This is a genomic window from Novacetimonas pomaceti, assembly GCF_003207955.1.
Taxonomy (GTDB): Bacteria; Pseudomonadota; Alphaproteobacteria; order Acetobacterales; family Acetobacteraceae; genus Novacetimonas; species Novacetimonas pomaceti.
In genome coordinates this window covers 33,237-50,508 of record NZ_NOXG01000012.1, presented here as the reverse complement: position 1 = coordinate 50,508, position 17,272 = coordinate 33,237, and the positions used below count along the sequence as shown (strand labels likewise).

Sequence of the window (17,272 nt, the reverse complement as noted above, 5' to 3'; positions counted from 1 at the left end):
GGAAGGGGATCGCAGCGGGGCCGGGGATCGCATGCCGGCACAAGCTGCAGGGGATAGCCCCGGGGCATGAACGCGATTGTCCGTCTGGCGCTTGCCCGGCCCTATACCTTCGTCGTGATGGCGATCCTGATCGCCATTGCCGGCGTGCTGTGCGCCATCCGCACGCCACAGGACATCTTTCCCGATATCGGCATTCCCGTCATTGCCGTGGCATGGACCTACAGCAACCTTTCCCCGCAGGACATGTCGGGACGCATCGAACTGCCATTCCAGCGGGTGCTGACAACCACCGTCAACAACATCGAACATATCGAGGGGCAGTCGCTTACGGGCATTGGCGTCACCAAGATCTTCTTCCAGCCCGGCACCGATGTCCGCATCGCCAACGCGCAGGTCACGGCCATCGCGCAGACGATCCTGCGCCAGCTTCCTGTCGGCACCACGCCACCGCTGATCCTCAACTACAGCGCATCGACGGTGCCCATTGTCCAGATCGCCCTGTCGGGACAGGGGCTGACCGAACAGCAGATGTATGATTACGGATTCAACTTCATCCGCAACCGGCTTGTCACGGTGCCGGGGGCCGCGATTCCGTATCCCTATGGCGGGCGGGTGCGCCAGATCCAGATGGACCTTGACCCCCGGCAGCTGCAGTCGCGTGGCGTCTCGGCGCAGGATGTCGGCACCGCCCTGGGCAGCCAGACCCAGATCACGCCGGCGGGCTTCGTAAAGATCGGGGAATACCAGTATAATTTCAGGCTGAACAACCAGCCGGTTTCGGTGGAACAGCTCAACATGCTGCCGGTACGGACGATAAACGGCGCGGTGGTGCGCGTGCGCGACGTGGCCCACGTGCGCGACGGCGCGATGCCGCAGCAGAACGTCGTCCATGTCGATGGACAGCGTTCCGCCCTGATGACCGTCCTGAAATCGGGCGCGACCTCCACCATTTCCATCGTGCAGGGCATCAGGGACATGGTGCCCGATGCGACACGCGGCCTGCCGAAACAGCTCCGGCTCCGCCTTGTCAACGATCAGTCGCTGTTCGTGAAGGCGGCGGTCAACGGCGTCATGCGCGAGGGCGCGATCGCAGCCTGCCTGACCAGCCTCATGATCCTGCTGTTCCTCGGGTCGTGGCGTTCGACGCTGATTGTCGCGACCTCCATCCCGCTGTCGGTCATGGGGGCGATCACGGCCCTGTCCACACTGGGCGAGACCCTGAATGTCATGACGCTGGGCGGCCTTGCGCTGGCGGTGGGGATCCTTGTGGACGAGGCGACCGTGACGATCGAGAATATCGAACGCCACCTTGAAATGGGCAAGGATGTCCACGCCGCGATCATCGATGGATCGGGGGAGATCATCGTCCCCGCCTTTCTTTCGCTGATATGCATATGCATCGTGTTCGTGCCGATGTTCTACCTGCCCGGTGTCGCGGGGTTCCTGTTCGTGCCGATGGCGCTTTCGGTCATGTTCGCGATGGTGATGTCCTTTGTGCTGTCCCGCACGCTGGTGCCGACCATGGCGATGTTCCTGCTGCGCGCCCACCATGACGAAGGCGGCAGGAAGGGGATTTTCCAGAAATTCCAGAAAGGGTTCGAACGAAGGTTCGATGCCCTGCGCACCCGTTACGGCGCGCTGCTCGAAGGGGTGCTGGAACATCGGGGGCGGTTCGTCGGCGGTTTCCTCGGCTTTGCGTTGCTGAGCATGGGGCTGCTGCCCTTTCTGGGACGCAATTTCTTTCCGCAGGTGGATGCCGGCACCCTGACGCTGCATGTGCGCGGTCCGGTGGGCATGCGGATCGAGGAATCGTCGGCCCTGTTCCAGCGGATCGAAAAGCAGATCCGCAGGCGGATCGCACCGGCCGAACTGGACTCGATCGCCGATAATATCGGCCTGCCCACCAGTTCCATCAACACGGCCTATAACGCGTCAGGCACGATCGGGCCGCAGGATGGGGACATCATCGTGGCACTCAGGCCGGACCATCGACCCACCGGGTATTATATCCGCCTTCTGCGCAACGAACTGCCGAAACTGTTCCCCGAGGCAACCTTTGCCTTCCTTCCGTCGGACATCACCAGCCAGATCCTCAATTTCGGGGCGCCAGCGCCCATAGACATCCAGGTTTCCGGCCCCGACCCGGCCGATACGCGGCAGTTCGCGGAACGGATCCTGCGCCAGATCCGCCGGATCGACGGGCTGGTCGATGCCCGTATCCAGCAGCCGGGACATTACCCCGAACTCCGCTTCGATGCGGACCGGACCCGCATCAATCAGCTGGGCCTGACCGAAAGCGACGTGACCAGCAGCATCGCGACCTCGATTGCCGGCACGGTGCAGACCGCGCCGCTCTACTGGGTGGATCCGCACAGCATGGTAACCTATCCCATCGCGGTGCAGATGCCGGAATACCGGATCAGTTCGCTGGCGGATGTCATCGGCCTGCCGGTGACCGGGATTGCGACATCGCAGCTGCAGGTGCTTGGCGCGCTGGGCACGATTACGCGCGATACGACCTCGCCGGTGGAGGCGCAGTACAACATCCGCTCCCTCATCGATGTTTTCGCGGGCGCGGATGGCCGCGACCTTGGCGCGATCGCAACGGACGTGCAGGCGGTGCTGCGCCATCTGGAACATGAACGGCCACAGACCGTAACCGTTACGCTGCGCGGGCAGTACCAGGCCATGACAACCGCATTTTCGGGCATGGGGTTCGGCCTTCTGGGCGCGATCGTGCTGATTTACCTGCTGATCGTCATCAATTTCCAGAGCTGGACCGACCCCTGCATCGTGGTCCTTGCCCTGCCGGGGGCGCTGGCGGGCATATGCTGGATGCTGTTCGCCACGCGCACCCCGCTTTCGGTGCCCGCGCTGACGGGGGCGATCATGTGCATGGGGGTCGCCACGGCGAACTCCATCCTTGTCATCACCTTCTGCCGTGAACAGCTGGCGGAACATGGCGATGCGATCCGCGCGGCCGTGACCGCGGGCAGCACCCGCCTGCGGCCCGTCCTGATGACGGCGCTGGCGATGGTCATCGGCATGCTGCCCATGGCGCTCGGGCTGGGGGAGGGGGGGGAACAGAACGCGCCGCTGGGACGTGCCGTCATCGGTGGCCTGCTGTTCGCGACCTGCGCCTCCCTGTTTTTCGTGCCGACACTGTTCGCCGTCATCTATGACCGGCGCGCGCGCCATCAGCCGGGCGGGGCGCAGGCCCATGGCTAACGCGGACCGGTCGATACAGCATGCGGGACACAGGATACGGCTGCGGTGGATCGTGATCGGCGGGGCCGGCCTCTTTGCGCTCATCCTTGTAACAGGTCTCCTTGAACGTCTCCATTCCCGCCGGCAGCTGCATGCCACGACCATGGCCGCGCTGGTGCCGAGCGTGACCGTCGTCCATCCGGGCGGTCACGCGGTCGATACGCTGGTCCTGCCCGGCATCCTTCAGGCATGGTACACGGCCCCCGTCTATGCGCGGACCAATGGCTACCTGCGGCGCTGGTATGTCGATATCGGACAGAAGGTGACGGAAGGCGAGCTTCTGGCGGAAATCGATACGCCCGATGTCGACCTTCAGCTTGCCGGTGCGCGCGCGGCGCTGGGCACCCGTACGGCGCAGCGCGACCTCGCGCGCATCACGTCGCGGCGGTGGGATCGCCTTGTCGCGCAGAATGCCGTTTCCCAGCAGGAGACGGACGAACGTCGCGGCAACCTCGCCGCCAGTGAAGCCGCCCGTCACGAGGCGGAGGCAGAGGTCGGGCGGCTGGAAACGCTGTCGGGGTTCAAGCGCATCATCGCGCCATTTTCGGGGGTCGTAACCAGCCGCGCGACCGATATCGGCGCGCTGATCGTCGCTGGCACCGCTGCCGCGCAGCCCCTGTTCAGCGTATCGGACGTAACCCGGCTGCGGCTGTATGTCCGGGTGCCACAGGCCTATGCCGCGCGGATGCGCGAAGGGTTCATCGCCCGTTTCACCGTTCCCGATTACCAGGAACGCAGGTTCGAGGCGCACCTGCTGCATTCCGCCGACGCCGTTGATTCCCAGTCGGGCACCATGCTGGTCCAGCTTGTCTATGACAATGCGGAAAACCTGCTGAAACCCGGGGCGTATGCGCAGATTTCCTTTACGTTCCATGGGCCGGGGCCGCAGGTCCCGCCATCGGCGCGCATTCCGGCCAGCAGCCTGCTGTTCCGCAGGGACGGGACAACAGTGGCGGTGGTCGATGACAGCAATCACGTCCATATCCAGCCCATCTCCATCATGACCGATTTCGGGACCGAACTGGAGGTCACGGGCCTGACCCCGCGCAGCAGGGTCATCGACAACCCGCCCGACGATATTGCCGAGGGCGATCCGGTCAAACCGCGTGAGGACGGACATGCGTCCTGAGTGGCGCAGGGGGATCGTCCTCCTTGTCTCCCTGCTGTGTGGATGCGACCTCTCCCCGCGTTACAGAAAACCGGTCATGGCGGATATTCCGGCCACCTTCCGCGAAAGCGGACCATGGACGCCCGTCACCCCTGCAGACAGCGTGGGGCGCGGCGCATGGTGGAAAATCATGGACGATGACGAACTGGACCGGCTGGAGGACAGGATCGAACATGGCAGCCCACATCTGGCGGCGGCGGTGGCGCGATATGACCAGGCGCGCGCGCTTGTCCGTCGCGCGCGGGCCGAGTTCTTTCCCCAGGTCGACGCCACCGCCAGCGCGCAGCGCGAACGCGCGCTGTTCCCCGCGACAGGACGTTATTATGAATATCGTGATTACGACGCGGGCGGCACCATTTCGTGGGAGCCGGACATCTGGGGCCGCATCCGCAACCTGGTCAGGGCCGCGCGGGCCGACGCGCAGGCAAGCGCGGGCGACCTTGCCTCCCTGCGGCTCAGCCTTGAAGGGGAACTGGGTGACGATTATTTCCAGCTGCGCGGCCTCGATGCCCGCATCAGCCTGCTACAAAAGACCATGGCGGCCTATTCGGCGGCGCTGGACCTGACGACGAAACGCTTTGCCGGCGGGGCCTCGAACGAACTGGATGTCGGGCGGGCGCGGACCCAGCTGGCCACGGTCCAGTCCCGGCTGGAACAGCAGGTCGCAGACCGGGCTCTGCTTGAACACGCCATCGCCGTGCTGGTCGGTGAACAGCCTTCCACCTTTTCCGTGACGCCGCGCGACGACCTTGTGCCCGTGCCGGTCATTCCCGTCACCGCCCCGTCCCGGCTGCTTGAACGTCGGCCGGACGTCGCTTCGGCCGAGCGTCACATGGTCGCGGCCAATGCGCGGATCGGGGTCGCGAAGGCGGCATTCTTTCCCAACATCACGCTGGGCGCGACCGGCGGATCGGAAAGCACGACAAATACGCTGCTGTCGGCGGGGTCGGGCGTATGGGCGCTGGGACCGGCCCTTGCCACGCTGGCGATATTCGATGGCGGGCGGCGGTTCGCCAATCTGGCGATCACCCATGCGGAATATGCCGAAGCCGCCGCGAATTACCGGCAGGTGGCCCTCAATGCCTTTCGCGAGGTGGAGGACCAGCTGGCGTTGCTCAATCATCTGGCCGATGCCTCGGCACGGCAGGATGAAGCCGTCGCCGCCGCCACGCGGACCGATCAGCTGGCTGCCATCCAGTATCGGGAGGGCGCGGTGGATTACCTTCAGGTTGTCATCGCGCAGACAGCGGAATTACAGGCGCGCGAAGACCTGATTACGGTCAATACGCGTCGTCTTGTGGGGGGTATCGACCTTATCCGCGCCATGGGCGGGGACTGGGGCAGGGGATGAGAGGCTATTTGAAAGGGCAGGACCGATAATACCCTGAATTCATAAAAGTTTTTGGTGAAGCTTTTTATAAAAAGCTTCGAAGGACGTCACCTTTTTAAAAAAAGGCGACACCCAAAAACTTTTATTTTTTATCAACGGATTGTTTTCAAATAGCCTGCCAAATCCGACTTGAAGGATATGCAGGCCATGTTGTCCCGGGCGGGCATGGCCTGCAGGCATCTCATTCCTGAACGGGCACCACCCTTTGACATGCGCGTGGGGCGGGTGCCTTGCGCGGGCGTGGGGCGACGAACTGGAACAGGGGACCCGTCAGTATCGTCGAAATGACCGCAAGCAGCATCAGGGACGTAAATGCGAACTCCGAAATCATGCCCTGGGCATGCAGGATCGTGGCCGCCACGATTTCCATCAGGCCCTTGCACTGCAGCAGCGAACCGATCGCCAGCTTCTGCCGCCCGCTCAGGTCCGCCGCCGGGGCAAACAGATAGACCCCGCCCATCTTGGAGGTAATGGAAATCACCACGAGCATGACGGAGGCAAGGACCGACGGCCATGTCAGGGCATCGCCATTGATGTGCAGGCCGCTATGGCCAAAGAACATCGGCGCGAACCAGATCAGGGCGAACGTGCCGACCTTTTCCACCGGCAGGCGCCGGACCCAGCCCGGCGGCATGACGGCCCCGGCGAAATAGGCCCCGATCAGTTCATGCAGCCCGAGCTGCATGCTCGCCCACGAACCTGCCGCCAGATAAAGCGGCAGGCAGCCCCAGATCAGCCATAAGGGCGGATGGCGCAGGTTGCGCGTCGCCCAGCTTCCCATCAGGGCAAGGGCCGCCAGCAGGCCGACGGCAATGAACTGCATGGCGCTCCAGCCATGCAGCGCGGCCGATCCCCTTGCCGCGAACTGCAGGGCGGCCAGCCCGATCCACAGGGTCGCGTCATCAACCACCGCAAGCTTGAGCGCCAGTTGCCCGAGCGGTTTCTGCGCGGGTTCGAGTTCCCGCACCACCCCGATCAGCACCGGCAGGGCGCTTACGGCGATGCACAGGCCAATCCCCAGCGCCGCGATCATGCCGGTCGCATGCGGCGGCTGCCATCCGCGAAGGGGCAGGAAAAACTGATGGATCAGGGCCGAACCAACAACGAACGGCACCGCCATGGCGACGAACGCCCCGCCAAGCAGCCGCCCGACAGATGGCTGGGGTATGGACTGCACGGCGGGATCCTCGCCGGGGTGCTGCCACATTTCCAGTCCCGCCGTAAAGGCAAGGATCAGGACCGCCACCCAGCCGATATCGGTACCATAGGTGGACGGAATCCCCAGCCGCCCGACCGGCATATGCAGGGCGGCCAGAGTAATGCCGACAAGGATCGGAAGGACAACGATCGGGATGGCGCGCTGCATGAGCCGCCACGCAAGCCACGGCAGCAGCACGAAGACACCCGCATCCAGAATAAGCGCCGTAATATCTGACATGATCTATCCTCCCTCGCTTATTGGAGGAAGAGTGTACGTTTTTTCATGCCTGATATGCAAATTTTACATTCTATTGATGGAGGGATCACATCCCGCCACCTGCCATATGTATGAAATAATACATTGTTATATATTCATTATTTTCAGGTGCCCTGAAATGGGTTCACATTCTCGATATCAGCTTTCCCTCCCGCTTCATGCGGTTTAACCGGGCCAATTCGACACGTTCCTCTTTTCCCCATGATATTGATGACATGGCCAGGCGTTGCTTCCCGCCTGATGGGCGGCTTACCGCGCTGTTTCGTCGCGGGGTTCCAGCTTCCAGACGATTTCCATTGCAGGGCAGGCGCCCTTCAGGCCACCGGGGACGTCCTGCCTTTCCAGACAGGTCAGTTCGAACCTGTCTTCATAATGTCGTCGGACCTCGGCCTCATTGACCGAAAAGGGCGGTCCCGCGCGACATGCCTGATCATAATCAAGACAGATCAGAAGCTGGGGTGCCGCATCCGTAATCGAAATCAGGTGCGTGGCATAACGCTGCCTGACAGGCGCGGGCAGGGCGATGAGCGCCGCGCGGTCATAGACCCCATCGACATGTCCCAGTTCCTGTCGGCTCAGGTCAAAGAAATCGCCAACAAAAATGCACAGCCCCTTGGCCTCGAACCGCCGCAGCCTGCCCGTCGCGGTAATGCGCGGGACCAGGTCGAGTTCAGCAAACAGCTGCCGGACCGCAATATCGCTCAGTTCAATGCCGCAGACCTTATATCCCCGTGCCAGCAGCCAGTGGATATCGAGGCTTTTCCCACACAGGGGCAGGAAGATGCGCGACCCTGCCGCAAGATGCATCGCGGGAAAGTGGCGGATCAGGAACGCATTGGGCTGGCGTTCATGAAAGCCGATTTCATTGCGCTGCCATTTCGCGTGCCAGAAGGCCCCGTTTATTGCATTTTCACTCATGCGTTCAGTTTATACGCTGCGGACACGACAGTCACGATATTGGGATCCGCATGGGAACGCAGGCGGATTTACGATCCGGGCAACAGCCGTTTCATGAGCCATTTCATGGGGGACCCATGCGGACCACGCTTTCATCCTTCGTTTCACGCTGCTGGCCGATATTCGTCCTGTCCTGCCTGCTTGCCGGGTTCGGGCCGGTGGCGCAGGCGCGGATGGTAACAAGGCCCCTGTCATGGGATTTCGAACATACGCGCTTTGACGGCGTCATCGTCTATGACGATGCGGTCACGGCAAAGCGGCCCGGCCTGCTGATGGTGCCGGCATGGTTCGGGGTCAATGACAATGCCATCCGCAAGGCTGAACAGATCGCGGGCCAACGTTATGTCATCCTGCTTACGGACATGTATGGCGCCGGCATCCGACCACGCGATACCGCGCAGGCCCGCGCGGCTGTCGCGCCGTTGCTGACGGACCGGGCGCTGATGCGCCGACGCATAAACTTTGCATTGCAGCAGTTCCGGGCACAGGCGGATACAGCACCGCTTGACCCGTCCCGGCTTGCGGCGATCGGTTTCTGTTTCGGCGGGGCCGCCGTGCTTGACCTTGCGCGCAGTGGCGCGGCCATTGCGGCAGCGGTGTCGTTCCACGGCAACCTCAGCACGGACAATCCAGCATTGGCGAAACAGATCCATGCCCATGTCCTTGCGATGAATGGCGCGGATGACGAGGCAACGGCACCGGATTTCGGGGCTTTCATGCAGGAAATGCGGCAAAGCCCCGCCCCATGGCAGTTCCTGGTGATCGGACACGCGGTCCACTGCTTTACAGAGACCGAGGCGACCGCCAGGACGGGACAGTGCCGATATGATCCACAGGCGGCGGCGCAATCCTATGGCCTCATGGACCAGTGGCTGGCGACCAGTTTTAAAAAGGGCGATCGTTAAAGGGTTTCACCTGATACGTCGTTTTCAAAAAAGGCTTTGAAAAACGACGTATCAGCCACGCCATCCCAGTCCTTTGGGCAGTGCGGAGAAGCCGACCTGCCGAAGGTCGGGAACCAGCGGTGAGCGGCCTGCCGGTTCCCCGTTGATCGTTTCCACGGTGAACATGGTTCTTTTTTCACGTTTCAGCATCGACGCCAGTGCCGTGAAGGATGCGCAAGCCATGGCCGCGGCGCGGGGGGCATCCGCTTGGAAATATGTCAGCAGGCTTCGCCCGCCATGCGACAGATAAAGTGCCAGACATCCGTCGCACAGGACGACGATCGCGCCCTTGCGCCGCACCGGTCGTATGCCGGTGCCGTGCGCGGGCCAGGGCAGGATCGTGCCAAAAGGGTTGGCGGGATCCAGTGCGGCAAGGGCAAGTGCGACGGGTTCGGCGGTCGGGGGCGTGGCCAGATCGCGCAGGCGGTCGATCGTCTCGCGATCTGCGAACTGGGCCGCGCCCAGTTCCTCCACAAATCTCCCGCGCAGGACATGTCCCGCATCCTCCATGCGGCGCAGGAAGGGATGCAGCGCCGGAAACCCGCCATTTACGTCTTCTGCCATTGTCGCCCCACGGGTCACGATGGCGTACCTGTCCAACAGCTTTTCCACCACGGCCAGTCCACGCTCCGTATCGCTGCATGGCCTGTAGGGGATCACGGACCATCGGCCGGGCATCGTGGCGTCTTCGTGGCGTGACGCGCCCTGTAACGTGGCGCCAGGCGGACGCAGGCGCGAGGATGGGGTCCATATTCCGCCATGCCGCCGCAGGGGACGCGCGGGCCTGCGCCCTGCCAGCGATGGCCCGCGCGGAGTGATGAGCAGCCGGAGCGGCGCGAAGCTGTCCGCCGAGACATAGCCATGCCAGGCAAGGCCCCACAGGGCGGCGCGGATATCACTGGTCGTGGCGCGTTCCATCCCGGCTGGCGGCATGGCGTCGGGATGCAGCAGGTCACGCAGCTGACGCACGAAAAAGGCACCGCCATCCGCCATGATGCGCAGAATCCTGTTCTGGAGCGTGGACAGTTCCTCCGGCGGGACCGACGGGGCGGCGGGAAGCGTCTGTTCCGCGATGTCGCGCAGGTGAAGGGAAACAAGGCCGTCATCGTCACCGATGGTCCCGTGCCCAAGCCAGATGACATCACCGCTGGCAAGCAGGCTGTCGAGCATGTGCGGGGCATAGTCACGCACGCGCGAAGGCAGGATATGCGTTTCCCAAAGGGAGGCTGGCAGGGGCAGGGAAACCAGCTGTTCGACGACGCGCATGACGCCATCCACCCCCTCCAGGCATCCCTGTCCGGGAATTGACGCGGCGTCAGCGAACCCCGTGCTCCCGACCACGGGACACAGGTAATGCCGTTCGGCCAGCAGGCGGACATAGGCCTGTGGCGGCACGGGCCGCGTGGCATCCCGCGCGGCGCGCAGCGAACGCAGGCGCAGACGGCGGAACACCTCCGCCGATACCCATTCATGTTTCGCGACAGGCAGGTCGCCCACGGTGGAGGGAACCTCCTCCTCCAGCTTTCTTTCGACCCCGAAATTGCCTTTCAGGACCGCGCCCCGGTCGCACAGTTCGTTCAGGCCCCTGTCCGCCACCACCGTCCCAAGCCCGAAATGGCTGGCGATTTCCCCGGTCGTAAAGGGCGTATGGGTGCGCGCGTAACGGGCAAGAAGGTCGCGCAGCGGGTCATCGGCCGGACGCAGGAACGCATCGGGAATGCCATCAGGAAGTCGTACGCCAAGCGCATCGCGCAGCCTGCCCGCGTCCTCGATGATCGCCCAGTGTTCCTCGCCCGCGATATCGACCGCGATCAGGCGCGATGCCTGCTGCAGTTCATGAAGATACGCGCCGACATTCTCGGCCTCCGCCTCCGCGACGCTACGGGTGATGCGCGGCAGCGTCAGCGGCCCGAGTTCACGCAGAAGGTCCACGATCCCTTCCGCGCCGCTGACACGCCGATCGGGAAGGGTCCGGCCCAGTTCCTGCCCGACCAGCGCCACGACCTCGGGGTCAAGGATTTCGCTGAAATCAACCTGCCCCAGCAGGTCGTCAAGCAGGCCGGTATCCAGCGACAGGACGGAGGCGCGACGTTCGGCCAGCGGCGCATCATCGGAATACATGAACTGCGCGACATAGCCGAACAGCAGCGTGGCGGCGAACGGGGAGGGGGTTTCGGTCGTCACTTCGACCAGGGCGATCTTTCCCGCCTGCAGGCCGCCCATCAGGTCATGCAGGGCCGCCAGGTCATAGACGTCCTGCAGGCATTCCCGCGCGGTTTCGACAAGGATGGGAAAGTCGCGATGCTCATGCGCCACCTGCAGCAGCTGCGCCGAACGCAGCCTCTGCTGCCACAGCGGCGACCGCTTGCCCGGATTGCGGCGCGGCAGGAGCAGCGCGCGCGCGGCGCATTCGCGAAAGCGCGAGGCAAAGAGCGCGGATCCCCCCACGGCATTTGTCAGGAATCCCCGCAGGAGATCGGGATCGAACGTGAAAAGCCCGGCCCCCGGGACGCGTCCGCCCGCGTCGGGCACGCGCGCCACGATACCGTCGTCGCTGGCGACCACCGACGGGTCAATCCCGAAGGCTCCGCGTGCCCGTTCCGCCACGGCCAGCGCCCACGCGGCATGGACGCGCCGGCCATAGGGGGAATGCAGGATGACGCGCCAGTCGCCGGTTTCATCGCGGCAGCGTTCGATGACAAGGGTTTCATCCGTTGGCACGACGCCCGTCGCCTCGTGCTGTTCCATCACATAGCGCACGATGTTGGTCGCGGCATTGGCATCCAGGCCGAGCATCCTGAGCTGCGTGTCCGCAAGGCGGGTGGCCGCATCCTTCTCCCCCGCGTGCGCGATGGACGTGTCGAGTTCGCGCAGGAACCGCCCGATCGCCTGTCCCAGTTCGGCGGGGCGGCCGGGACCGTCGCCACGCCAGAACGGCAGGCGCGCGGAACGTCCGGGGGCGGGTACGACGATCACCTGATCATTGGTGATCTGCTGTATCCGCCATGAAGAGGCACCCAGCGTGATGATATCATTCACGCGGGATTCATAGACCATCTCCTCGTCCAGTTCGCCGACCCGGCGCGCGCCGGCTTTTTCCTCTCCTTCGGGAAGCATCACGCTGAACATGCCGCGATCGGGGATCGTGCCCCCGCTGATGACGGCAAGTTGCCGCGCGCCCGGACGCGCGCTCAGGGTGTCCTCTTTCCTGTCCCACACCAGCCGGGGGCGGAATTCGGCGAATTCGTCGGATGGGTACTGCCCCGCCAGCATTTCAAGCGTGGCGTCGAAGGCCTTGCGCGACAGTTCATGAAACGGCCAGGCCCGCCTGACGGTCGCAAACCAGTCCTCCACCCCCAGCGTATCCATCGCGACGGCGGCCACCGTCTGCTGCGCAAGGATGTCGAGCGGGTTGCGCGGCGGGGCGATTGCCTCCAGCCTGACTTCGAGCATGCAGCGGGCCGTCACGGTCGCATCGATCAGGTCCCGCCGGGAACGCGGATAGACAAGTCCGGTCGAGAGGCCGCCCACCTGATGGCCCGCCCGGCCGATACGCTGAAGCCCGCTGGCCACCGTGGGGGGGGCGCCGACCTGGATCACCAGATCGACCAGCCCCATGTCGATGCCGAGTTCAAGGCTGGAGGTCGCGACCACGCAGCGCAGTTCGCCGGATTTCAGGGCGGCCTCTATTTCCCCGCGCTGTTCCTTGGACACCGATCCATGGTGGGAGCGCGCGATCAGCGGCGCGACCCCGGTCGCGCGCCCCTGCGTCCCCCCGGACCATGACTCGTAATTGACAGGCGCCGCAGGGGGCGTGGGTGACTGCGCCTCATGCCGTTCGGCATACAGTTCGTTCAGGCGTGCCGTCAGCTTTTCGGCCAGACCACGTGAATTGACGAAGACGATTGTCGAACGCCGGTCCTCGATCTGATCAAGGATATGGGCGGTCACGTGGGGCCAGATCGATCCCGTCTGGGTGGGGTGGGACGTGTTGCCGATGGGACCGCCGGTGGCGGGGATGTCGGCCATATCCTCCACCGGGACGACAATGCGCAGTTCCAGGCGGCGCGACGATTCCGGATTGACCACGGTTGTCGGCTGCGCCCCGCCAAGGAAGCCCGCGACCCGGTCGACCGGGCGCACGGTGGCGGACAGGCCGATGCGCTGCGCCGGGCGTTGCAGCAGGCGGTCCAGCCGCTCAAGGCTCAGCGCAAGGTGGGAGCCACGCTTGGTCCCGGCGACGGCATGGATTTCGTCAATGATGACGGTGCTGACATTCCGCAGCGTTTCACGGGCGTTGGATGTCAGCATCAGGTAAAGGGATTCCGGCGTGGTGATCAGGATATCGGGCGGTCGCCGGACAAGGGCCGCGCGTTCCGACGGCGTGGTATCGCCGGTGCGCATCCCGACCGTTATCCTGACCGGCGGCGCGCCAAGCTTTTCACGCGCCGCACTGACGCCATCAAGGGGAATGCGCAGGTTACGCTGCACATCCGCGCCAAGCGCCTTGATGGGGGAGATATAGATGACCCCTGTCGTCGTCCGGGAGCGTCCGGTGGAAACGGGCGGCGCGGTTTCGCCCGCGCTGAAAAGGCTGTCGATGGCCTGAAGAAACGCGGCAAGGGTCTTTCCCGAACCCGTGGGCGCGATGACAAGGACGCATTTCCCCTTGCGGATTTCCGTCCATGCGGCGCTCTGCACGGGGGTAGGGGCGCCAAAGGTGTCACGGAACCATGCGCGCGTCGAAGGCGTGAATGACGCAAGGCTTTCGCGGAAGGCGTCAGGCTGTCGGGTGCGCTTGCGGGAAATGGGCGTGGCCTCCGGTCGGTGTGGTTCATGTCGGAACATGGCGGACATGTCATAACATGCGCGGCGTCCTGCATCAGTACCTGTCCGGGAACGATGTGCGGGGACCGGATGACGGGTGTCGCGGATTGGAAATCGCTTGCGGCCTCTGATATCCCGGTCGTTCACGAAACAAGGAGAGGTGATCATGCCACAGGCGATCATGGTGCAGCCACCCGGGGGATTTGCGAACGTTGGCATCGTCGATGTGGCATCGCGCCCGCCCGGCCCGGGCGAAATACGGGTAAGGTTGCATGCCTCGTCCCTGAATTATCATGATTACGCCGTCGTCAGCGGCATGTGGGGACCCACGACGCCACGAATTCCCATGGCGGATGGCGCGGGCGACGTGGTGGAAGTCGGACCGGGCGTGACGGAATTCGCGCCAGGGGACCGGGTGGTCAGCACATTTTTCCCGACATGGCTTTCCGGCGCGCCAGAAGTCATCGGATTCGCCACGGTTCCGGGGGATGGCATCGACGGCTATGCCCGTGAAGAGGTCACGGCCGCCGCCACGTCATTCACCCGCGCGCCAGCGGGCTGGACCCATGCCGAGGCAGCCACCCTGACGACCGCGGGCCTGACGGCATGGCGCGCGCTGTTTGTCGATGACCATATAAAGCCGGGCGATACGGTCCTGGTGCAGGGGACTGGCGGTGTCTCGATCTTCGCGCTCCAGTTCGCGAAGATGGCGGGCGCAACAGTGATCGCGACATCCTCCAGCGGTGAGAAACTGGAGCGCCTGCGCGAACTTGGCGCGGATCACCTGATCAATTATCGCGAAGATGCGACATGGGGCAAAACCGCGTGGGACCTGACGGGTGGAAAAGGGGTCGATCATATCATCGAGGTCGGTGGCCCCTCGACCCTTGAACAGTCGATGGCGGCGATCCGGGTGGCGGGCCATATTTCCACGATCGGTATCCTCAGCGGGGTTTCGGGCCGGCTGGAAGTCGTGCCGATGCTGCTGAAGCAGTTCCGGCTGCAGGGGGTGCTGGTGGGCTGCCGGGTTGACCAGCAGGCGATGGTGCGGGCCTTTGAAAGCTGCGCCATCCGTCCGGTCATCGACCGTTCGTTTGCGCTGAAGGATATTGTCGCAGCCTTCAGGTATCAGGAAAGCAACCGGCATTTCGGGAAAATCTGCCTGGAATTCTGACCACGCATCTCCCTGGCCGGGCCATCTTCGGCTTTTTCCTGTCGCCCTGCTGTTTCTTTTAAAAGGAACTGCGGGCGACAGGGCATATCTGGCATGTCCGCGCCGATACCATGTGTGGATGGGTAATGGTACGTGCATGCCAGATATTTCCATAAATGGATGCTATATTACTGATATATGCGTCACATTTCCTGAAACCTGATCCCGCATGGAAAAGCCGGGATCACAACCTTTCGGTCCCGCGCCCCACCATCCGGCAGGGATGGGCAAGGGTGCGCAGTTCTGACCTGAATGCATAACTCCCAGTCATAATAACGAATTTCACGTGATATTGAGCGTGAAAGACATTGTTGTACGACCATGACTATATATGCTAGTATATAGACATGGCTGACCAGCCCGCCACCAGTTGCGCAATTTCACATCACGACGGGCATGCCGTGGCTACGGCCGAAGTAATTTCAGGTTGGCCGTAGAAAAAATATCGGGAGGAAACCGTTTTACCATGAAATACCAGACCATAAATCCGTACACGGAAGAAACGCTCAAGACATTCGACCTCCATTCGGATGCCCAGCTGTCCGGTATCGTCGCAACGGCCGATGCCACCTACAGGAACAACTGGCGCAAGAAGAGCTTTGCGCAGCGCAGGGAGGTCCTGCACAAGGCCGCTGAAATCATGCGGCATAACCGCGACGCGTTCGCCACGCCGATTACCGTCGAAATGGGCAAGCTGTTCCGCGAGGCCCAGGCGGAAGTGGACCTGAGCGCCGATATCCTTGATTATTACGCGGATAATGCGGAAAAATTCCTCGCCCCTGTCGATCTGAAGGTCAATGATGGGAAGGCGACAATCATCAGCCAGCCCATTGGCATCGTGTTCTGTATCGAACCGTGGAATTTTCCATATTACCAGCTGGCGCGCGTGGCGGGTCCGAACCTGATGGCGGGCAATGTACTGATCGTCAAGCACGCGCCCGGCGTGCCGCAATGCGCCGTCATGTTTGAAGAACTGTTCGCCGATGCCGGTGCGCCCGAAGGGACATATTCGAATGTGTTCATCACCAATGAACAGTCCGCAACCGTCGTGGCCGACCCGCGCGTGCGTGGTGTGGCCCTGACCGGCAGTGAACGCGCGGGCAAGGCGGTTGCCGCGGAAGCAGGCAGCGCGCTCAAGAAAAACACCATGGAACTTGGTGGCAGCGACGCCTTCATCGTGCTGGATGACGCCGACATGGATGTCGCGGTGAAATGGGCGGTCTGGGGCCGGATGAACAATACCGGGCAGTGCTGCGTGGCGGCCAAGCGCTTCATCGTGCATGAAAAAATCGCCGATACGTTCGTGGCGCGGTTCAAGGCGGAACTTGAAAAGCTGGTCGTCGGCGACCCGATGGATGAAAAAACGACCCTTGGCCCGCTTTGCAGTGAAAGCGCGCTGAAACTCGTGCTTGGCCAGATCGAAACGGCGGTGGCGCATGGCGCACGCGTCATAACCGGCGGCAAGCGCGTCGAACGGCCGGGCTATTTCCTGCAGGCGACCATCCTTGAGAACATCACCAAGGATAATCCCGCTTTCTATCAGGAGTTTTTCGCACCTGTCGCCCTGATCTTCCGCGTCCCGGACGAGCAGGCGGCGATCGACCTTGCCAATGACTCGCCTTATGGCCTGGGCGGTTCCGTCATCACGACGGATATCGAACGTGGCAAACGTGTCGCCAGCCAGATCGAGACAGGCATGGTCTTCATCAACCGTTCCACATGGACAGCACCCGGACTGCCTTTCGGCGGCGTCAAGAATTCGGGATATGGGCGTGAGCTTTCCTCGCTTGGGATCGAGGAGTTCCTCAACAAGAAACTGATCCATACGCCGGCCTGACCGCTATTGCGCATGGTGGTGCCGGGGATGATCCGTTGGCATCCCCGGCATGGCGTCTGCCCCCGTCAAAAAGGCCTCCCTGCAACGGGAACTGCAGGGAGGCCAGGGGCCGTCGGGCATGAAACCGGGAATACGGATATCCTGTAGTTTCTGTTCCACTCCCGCTTTCCGTTCAATCCTGCTTTCCCTGTC

The 17,272-nt window shown here is 63.1% G+C and carries 10 protein-coding genes; 6 read left to right on the top strand and 4 right to left on the bottom strand.

The window, feature by feature from the left end:
- The first annotated feature begins 66 nt into the window (after window positions 1-66).
- Genes CFR71_RS10505 through CFR71_RS10495 form a run of 3 tightly spaced genes read left to right on the top strand, consistent with a single transcriptional unit; the run spans window position 67 to window position 5,786 of the window.
- Entirely contained in the window at window positions 67-3,228 is a 3,162-nt protein-coding gene (locus CFR71_RS10505) for an efflux RND transporter permease subunit (protein WP_110530864.1), read from the top strand.
- Window positions 3,221-4,396 carry an efflux RND transporter periplasmic adaptor subunit gene (locus tag CFR71_RS10500; RefSeq protein WP_110530908.1) on the top strand — a complete coding sequence of 392 codons (1,176 nt, stop codon included), beginning with the start codon at window positions 3,221-3,223 and terminating at the stop codon, window positions 4,394-4,396. Before CFR71_RS10505 ends, CFR71_RS10500 begins: the two co-directional genes overlap by 8 nt.
- Window positions 4,386-5,786 (top strand): efflux transporter outer membrane subunit, encoded by a 1,401-nt coding sequence (locus CFR71_RS10495; RefSeq protein ID WP_110530863.1) that lies wholly within the window; start codon window positions 4,386-4,388, stop codon window positions 5,784-5,786. Before CFR71_RS10500 ends, CFR71_RS10495 begins: the two co-directional genes overlap by 11 nt.
- A gap of 39 nt (window positions 5,787-5,825) precedes the next feature.
- Here the strand turns inward: CFR71_RS10495 and CFR71_RS16540 are convergent, their stop codons facing one another.
- The 3 genes from CFR71_RS16540 to tmpT all read right to left on the bottom strand — a co-directional run bounded on the left by CFR71_RS16540 (window position 5,826) and on the right by tmpT (window position 8,205).
- Window positions 5,826-6,005, bottom strand: coding sequence for a hypothetical protein (locus tag CFR71_RS16540; RefSeq protein WP_165832090.1), 180 nt, complete (start codon window positions 6,003-6,005; stop codon window positions 5,826-5,828).
- 1 nt (window position 6,006) lies between these two features.
- On the bottom strand, window positions 6,007-7,263 hold the full coding sequence (locus CFR71_RS10490; protein ID WP_110530862.1) for a cation:proton antiporter: 1,257 nt from the start codon (window positions 7,261-7,263) through the stop codon (window positions 6,007-6,009).
- A 288-nt stretch (window positions 7,264-7,551) separates the two neighbouring features.
- Window positions 7,552-8,205 (bottom strand): thiopurine S-methyltransferase, encoded by a 654-nt coding sequence (gene tmpT / locus CFR71_RS10485; protein WP_110530906.1) that lies wholly within the window; start codon window positions 8,203-8,205, stop codon window positions 7,552-7,554.
- Window positions 8,206-8,336: 131 nt separating this feature from the next.
- Here tmpT and CFR71_RS10480 point away from each other — a divergent pair, with 131 nt between their 5' ends.
- Window positions 8,337-9,164, top strand: coding sequence for a dienelactone hydrolase family protein (locus tag CFR71_RS10480; protein ID WP_110530861.1), 828 nt, complete (start codon window positions 8,337-8,339; stop codon window positions 9,162-9,164).
- Between the two features lie 51 nt (window positions 9,165-9,215).
- Here the strand turns inward: CFR71_RS10480 and CFR71_RS10475 are convergent, their stop codons facing one another.
- Window positions 9,216-14,051, bottom strand: a complete 4,836-nt coding sequence (locus CFR71_RS10475; RefSeq protein ID WP_110530904.1) for an ATP-dependent helicase — start codon at window positions 14,049-14,051, stop codon at window positions 9,216-9,218.
- Window positions 14,052-14,196: 145 nt separating this feature from the next.
- Between CFR71_RS10475 and CFR71_RS10470 the strand changes: the two genes are divergently transcribed.
- Window positions 14,197-15,204 carry a zinc-dependent alcohol dehydrogenase family protein gene (locus tag CFR71_RS10470; RefSeq protein ID WP_110530860.1) on the top strand — a complete coding sequence of 336 codons (1,008 nt, stop codon included), beginning with the start codon at window positions 14,197-14,199 and terminating at the stop codon, window positions 15,202-15,204.
- A 505-nt stretch (window positions 15,205-15,709) separates the two neighbouring features.
- Entirely contained in the window at window positions 15,710-17,080 is a 1,371-nt protein-coding gene (locus CFR71_RS10465; protein WP_110530859.1) for an NAD-dependent succinate-semialdehyde dehydrogenase, read from the top strand.
- The last annotated feature ends 192 nt before the right edge of the window (window positions 17,081-17,272 follow it).

Bases quoted from the DNA above. Each gene is read 5' to 3' on its own strand.
- CFR71_RS10495 (WP_110530863.1), top strand. From the start codon at position 4,386: ATGCGTCCTGAGTGGCGCAGGGGGATCGTCCTCCTTGTCTCCCTGCTG.
- CFR71_RS16540 (WP_165832090.1), bottom strand. From the start codon at position 6,005: ATGCCTGCAGGCCATGCCCGCCCGGGACAACATGGCCTGCATATCCTT.
- CFR71_RS10465 (WP_110530859.1), top strand. From the start codon at position 15,710: ATGAAATACCAGACCATAAATCCGTACACGGAAGAAACGCTCAAGACA.
- CFR71_RS10470 (WP_110530860.1), top strand. From the start codon at position 14,197: ATGCCACAGGCGATCATGGTGCAGCCACCCGGGGGATTTGCGAACGTT.
- CFR71_RS10480 (WP_110530861.1), top strand. From the start codon at position 8,337: ATGCGGACCACGCTTTCATCCTTCGTTTCACGCTGCTGGCCGATATTC.
- CFR71_RS10490 (WP_110530862.1), bottom strand. From the start codon at position 7,263: ATGTCAGATATTACGGCGCTTATTCTGGATGCGGGTGTCTTCGTGCTG.
- CFR71_RS10475 (WP_110530904.1), bottom strand. From the start codon at position 14,051: ATGTTCCGACATGAACCACACCGACCGGAGGCCACGCCCATTTCCCGC.
- CFR71_RS10505 (WP_110530864.1), top strand. From the start codon at position 67: ATGAACGCGATTGTCCGTCTGGCGCTTGCCCGGCCCTATACCTTCGTC.
- CFR71_RS10500 (WP_110530908.1), top strand. From the start codon at position 3,221: ATGGCTAACGCGGACCGGTCGATACAGCATGCGGGACACAGGATACGG.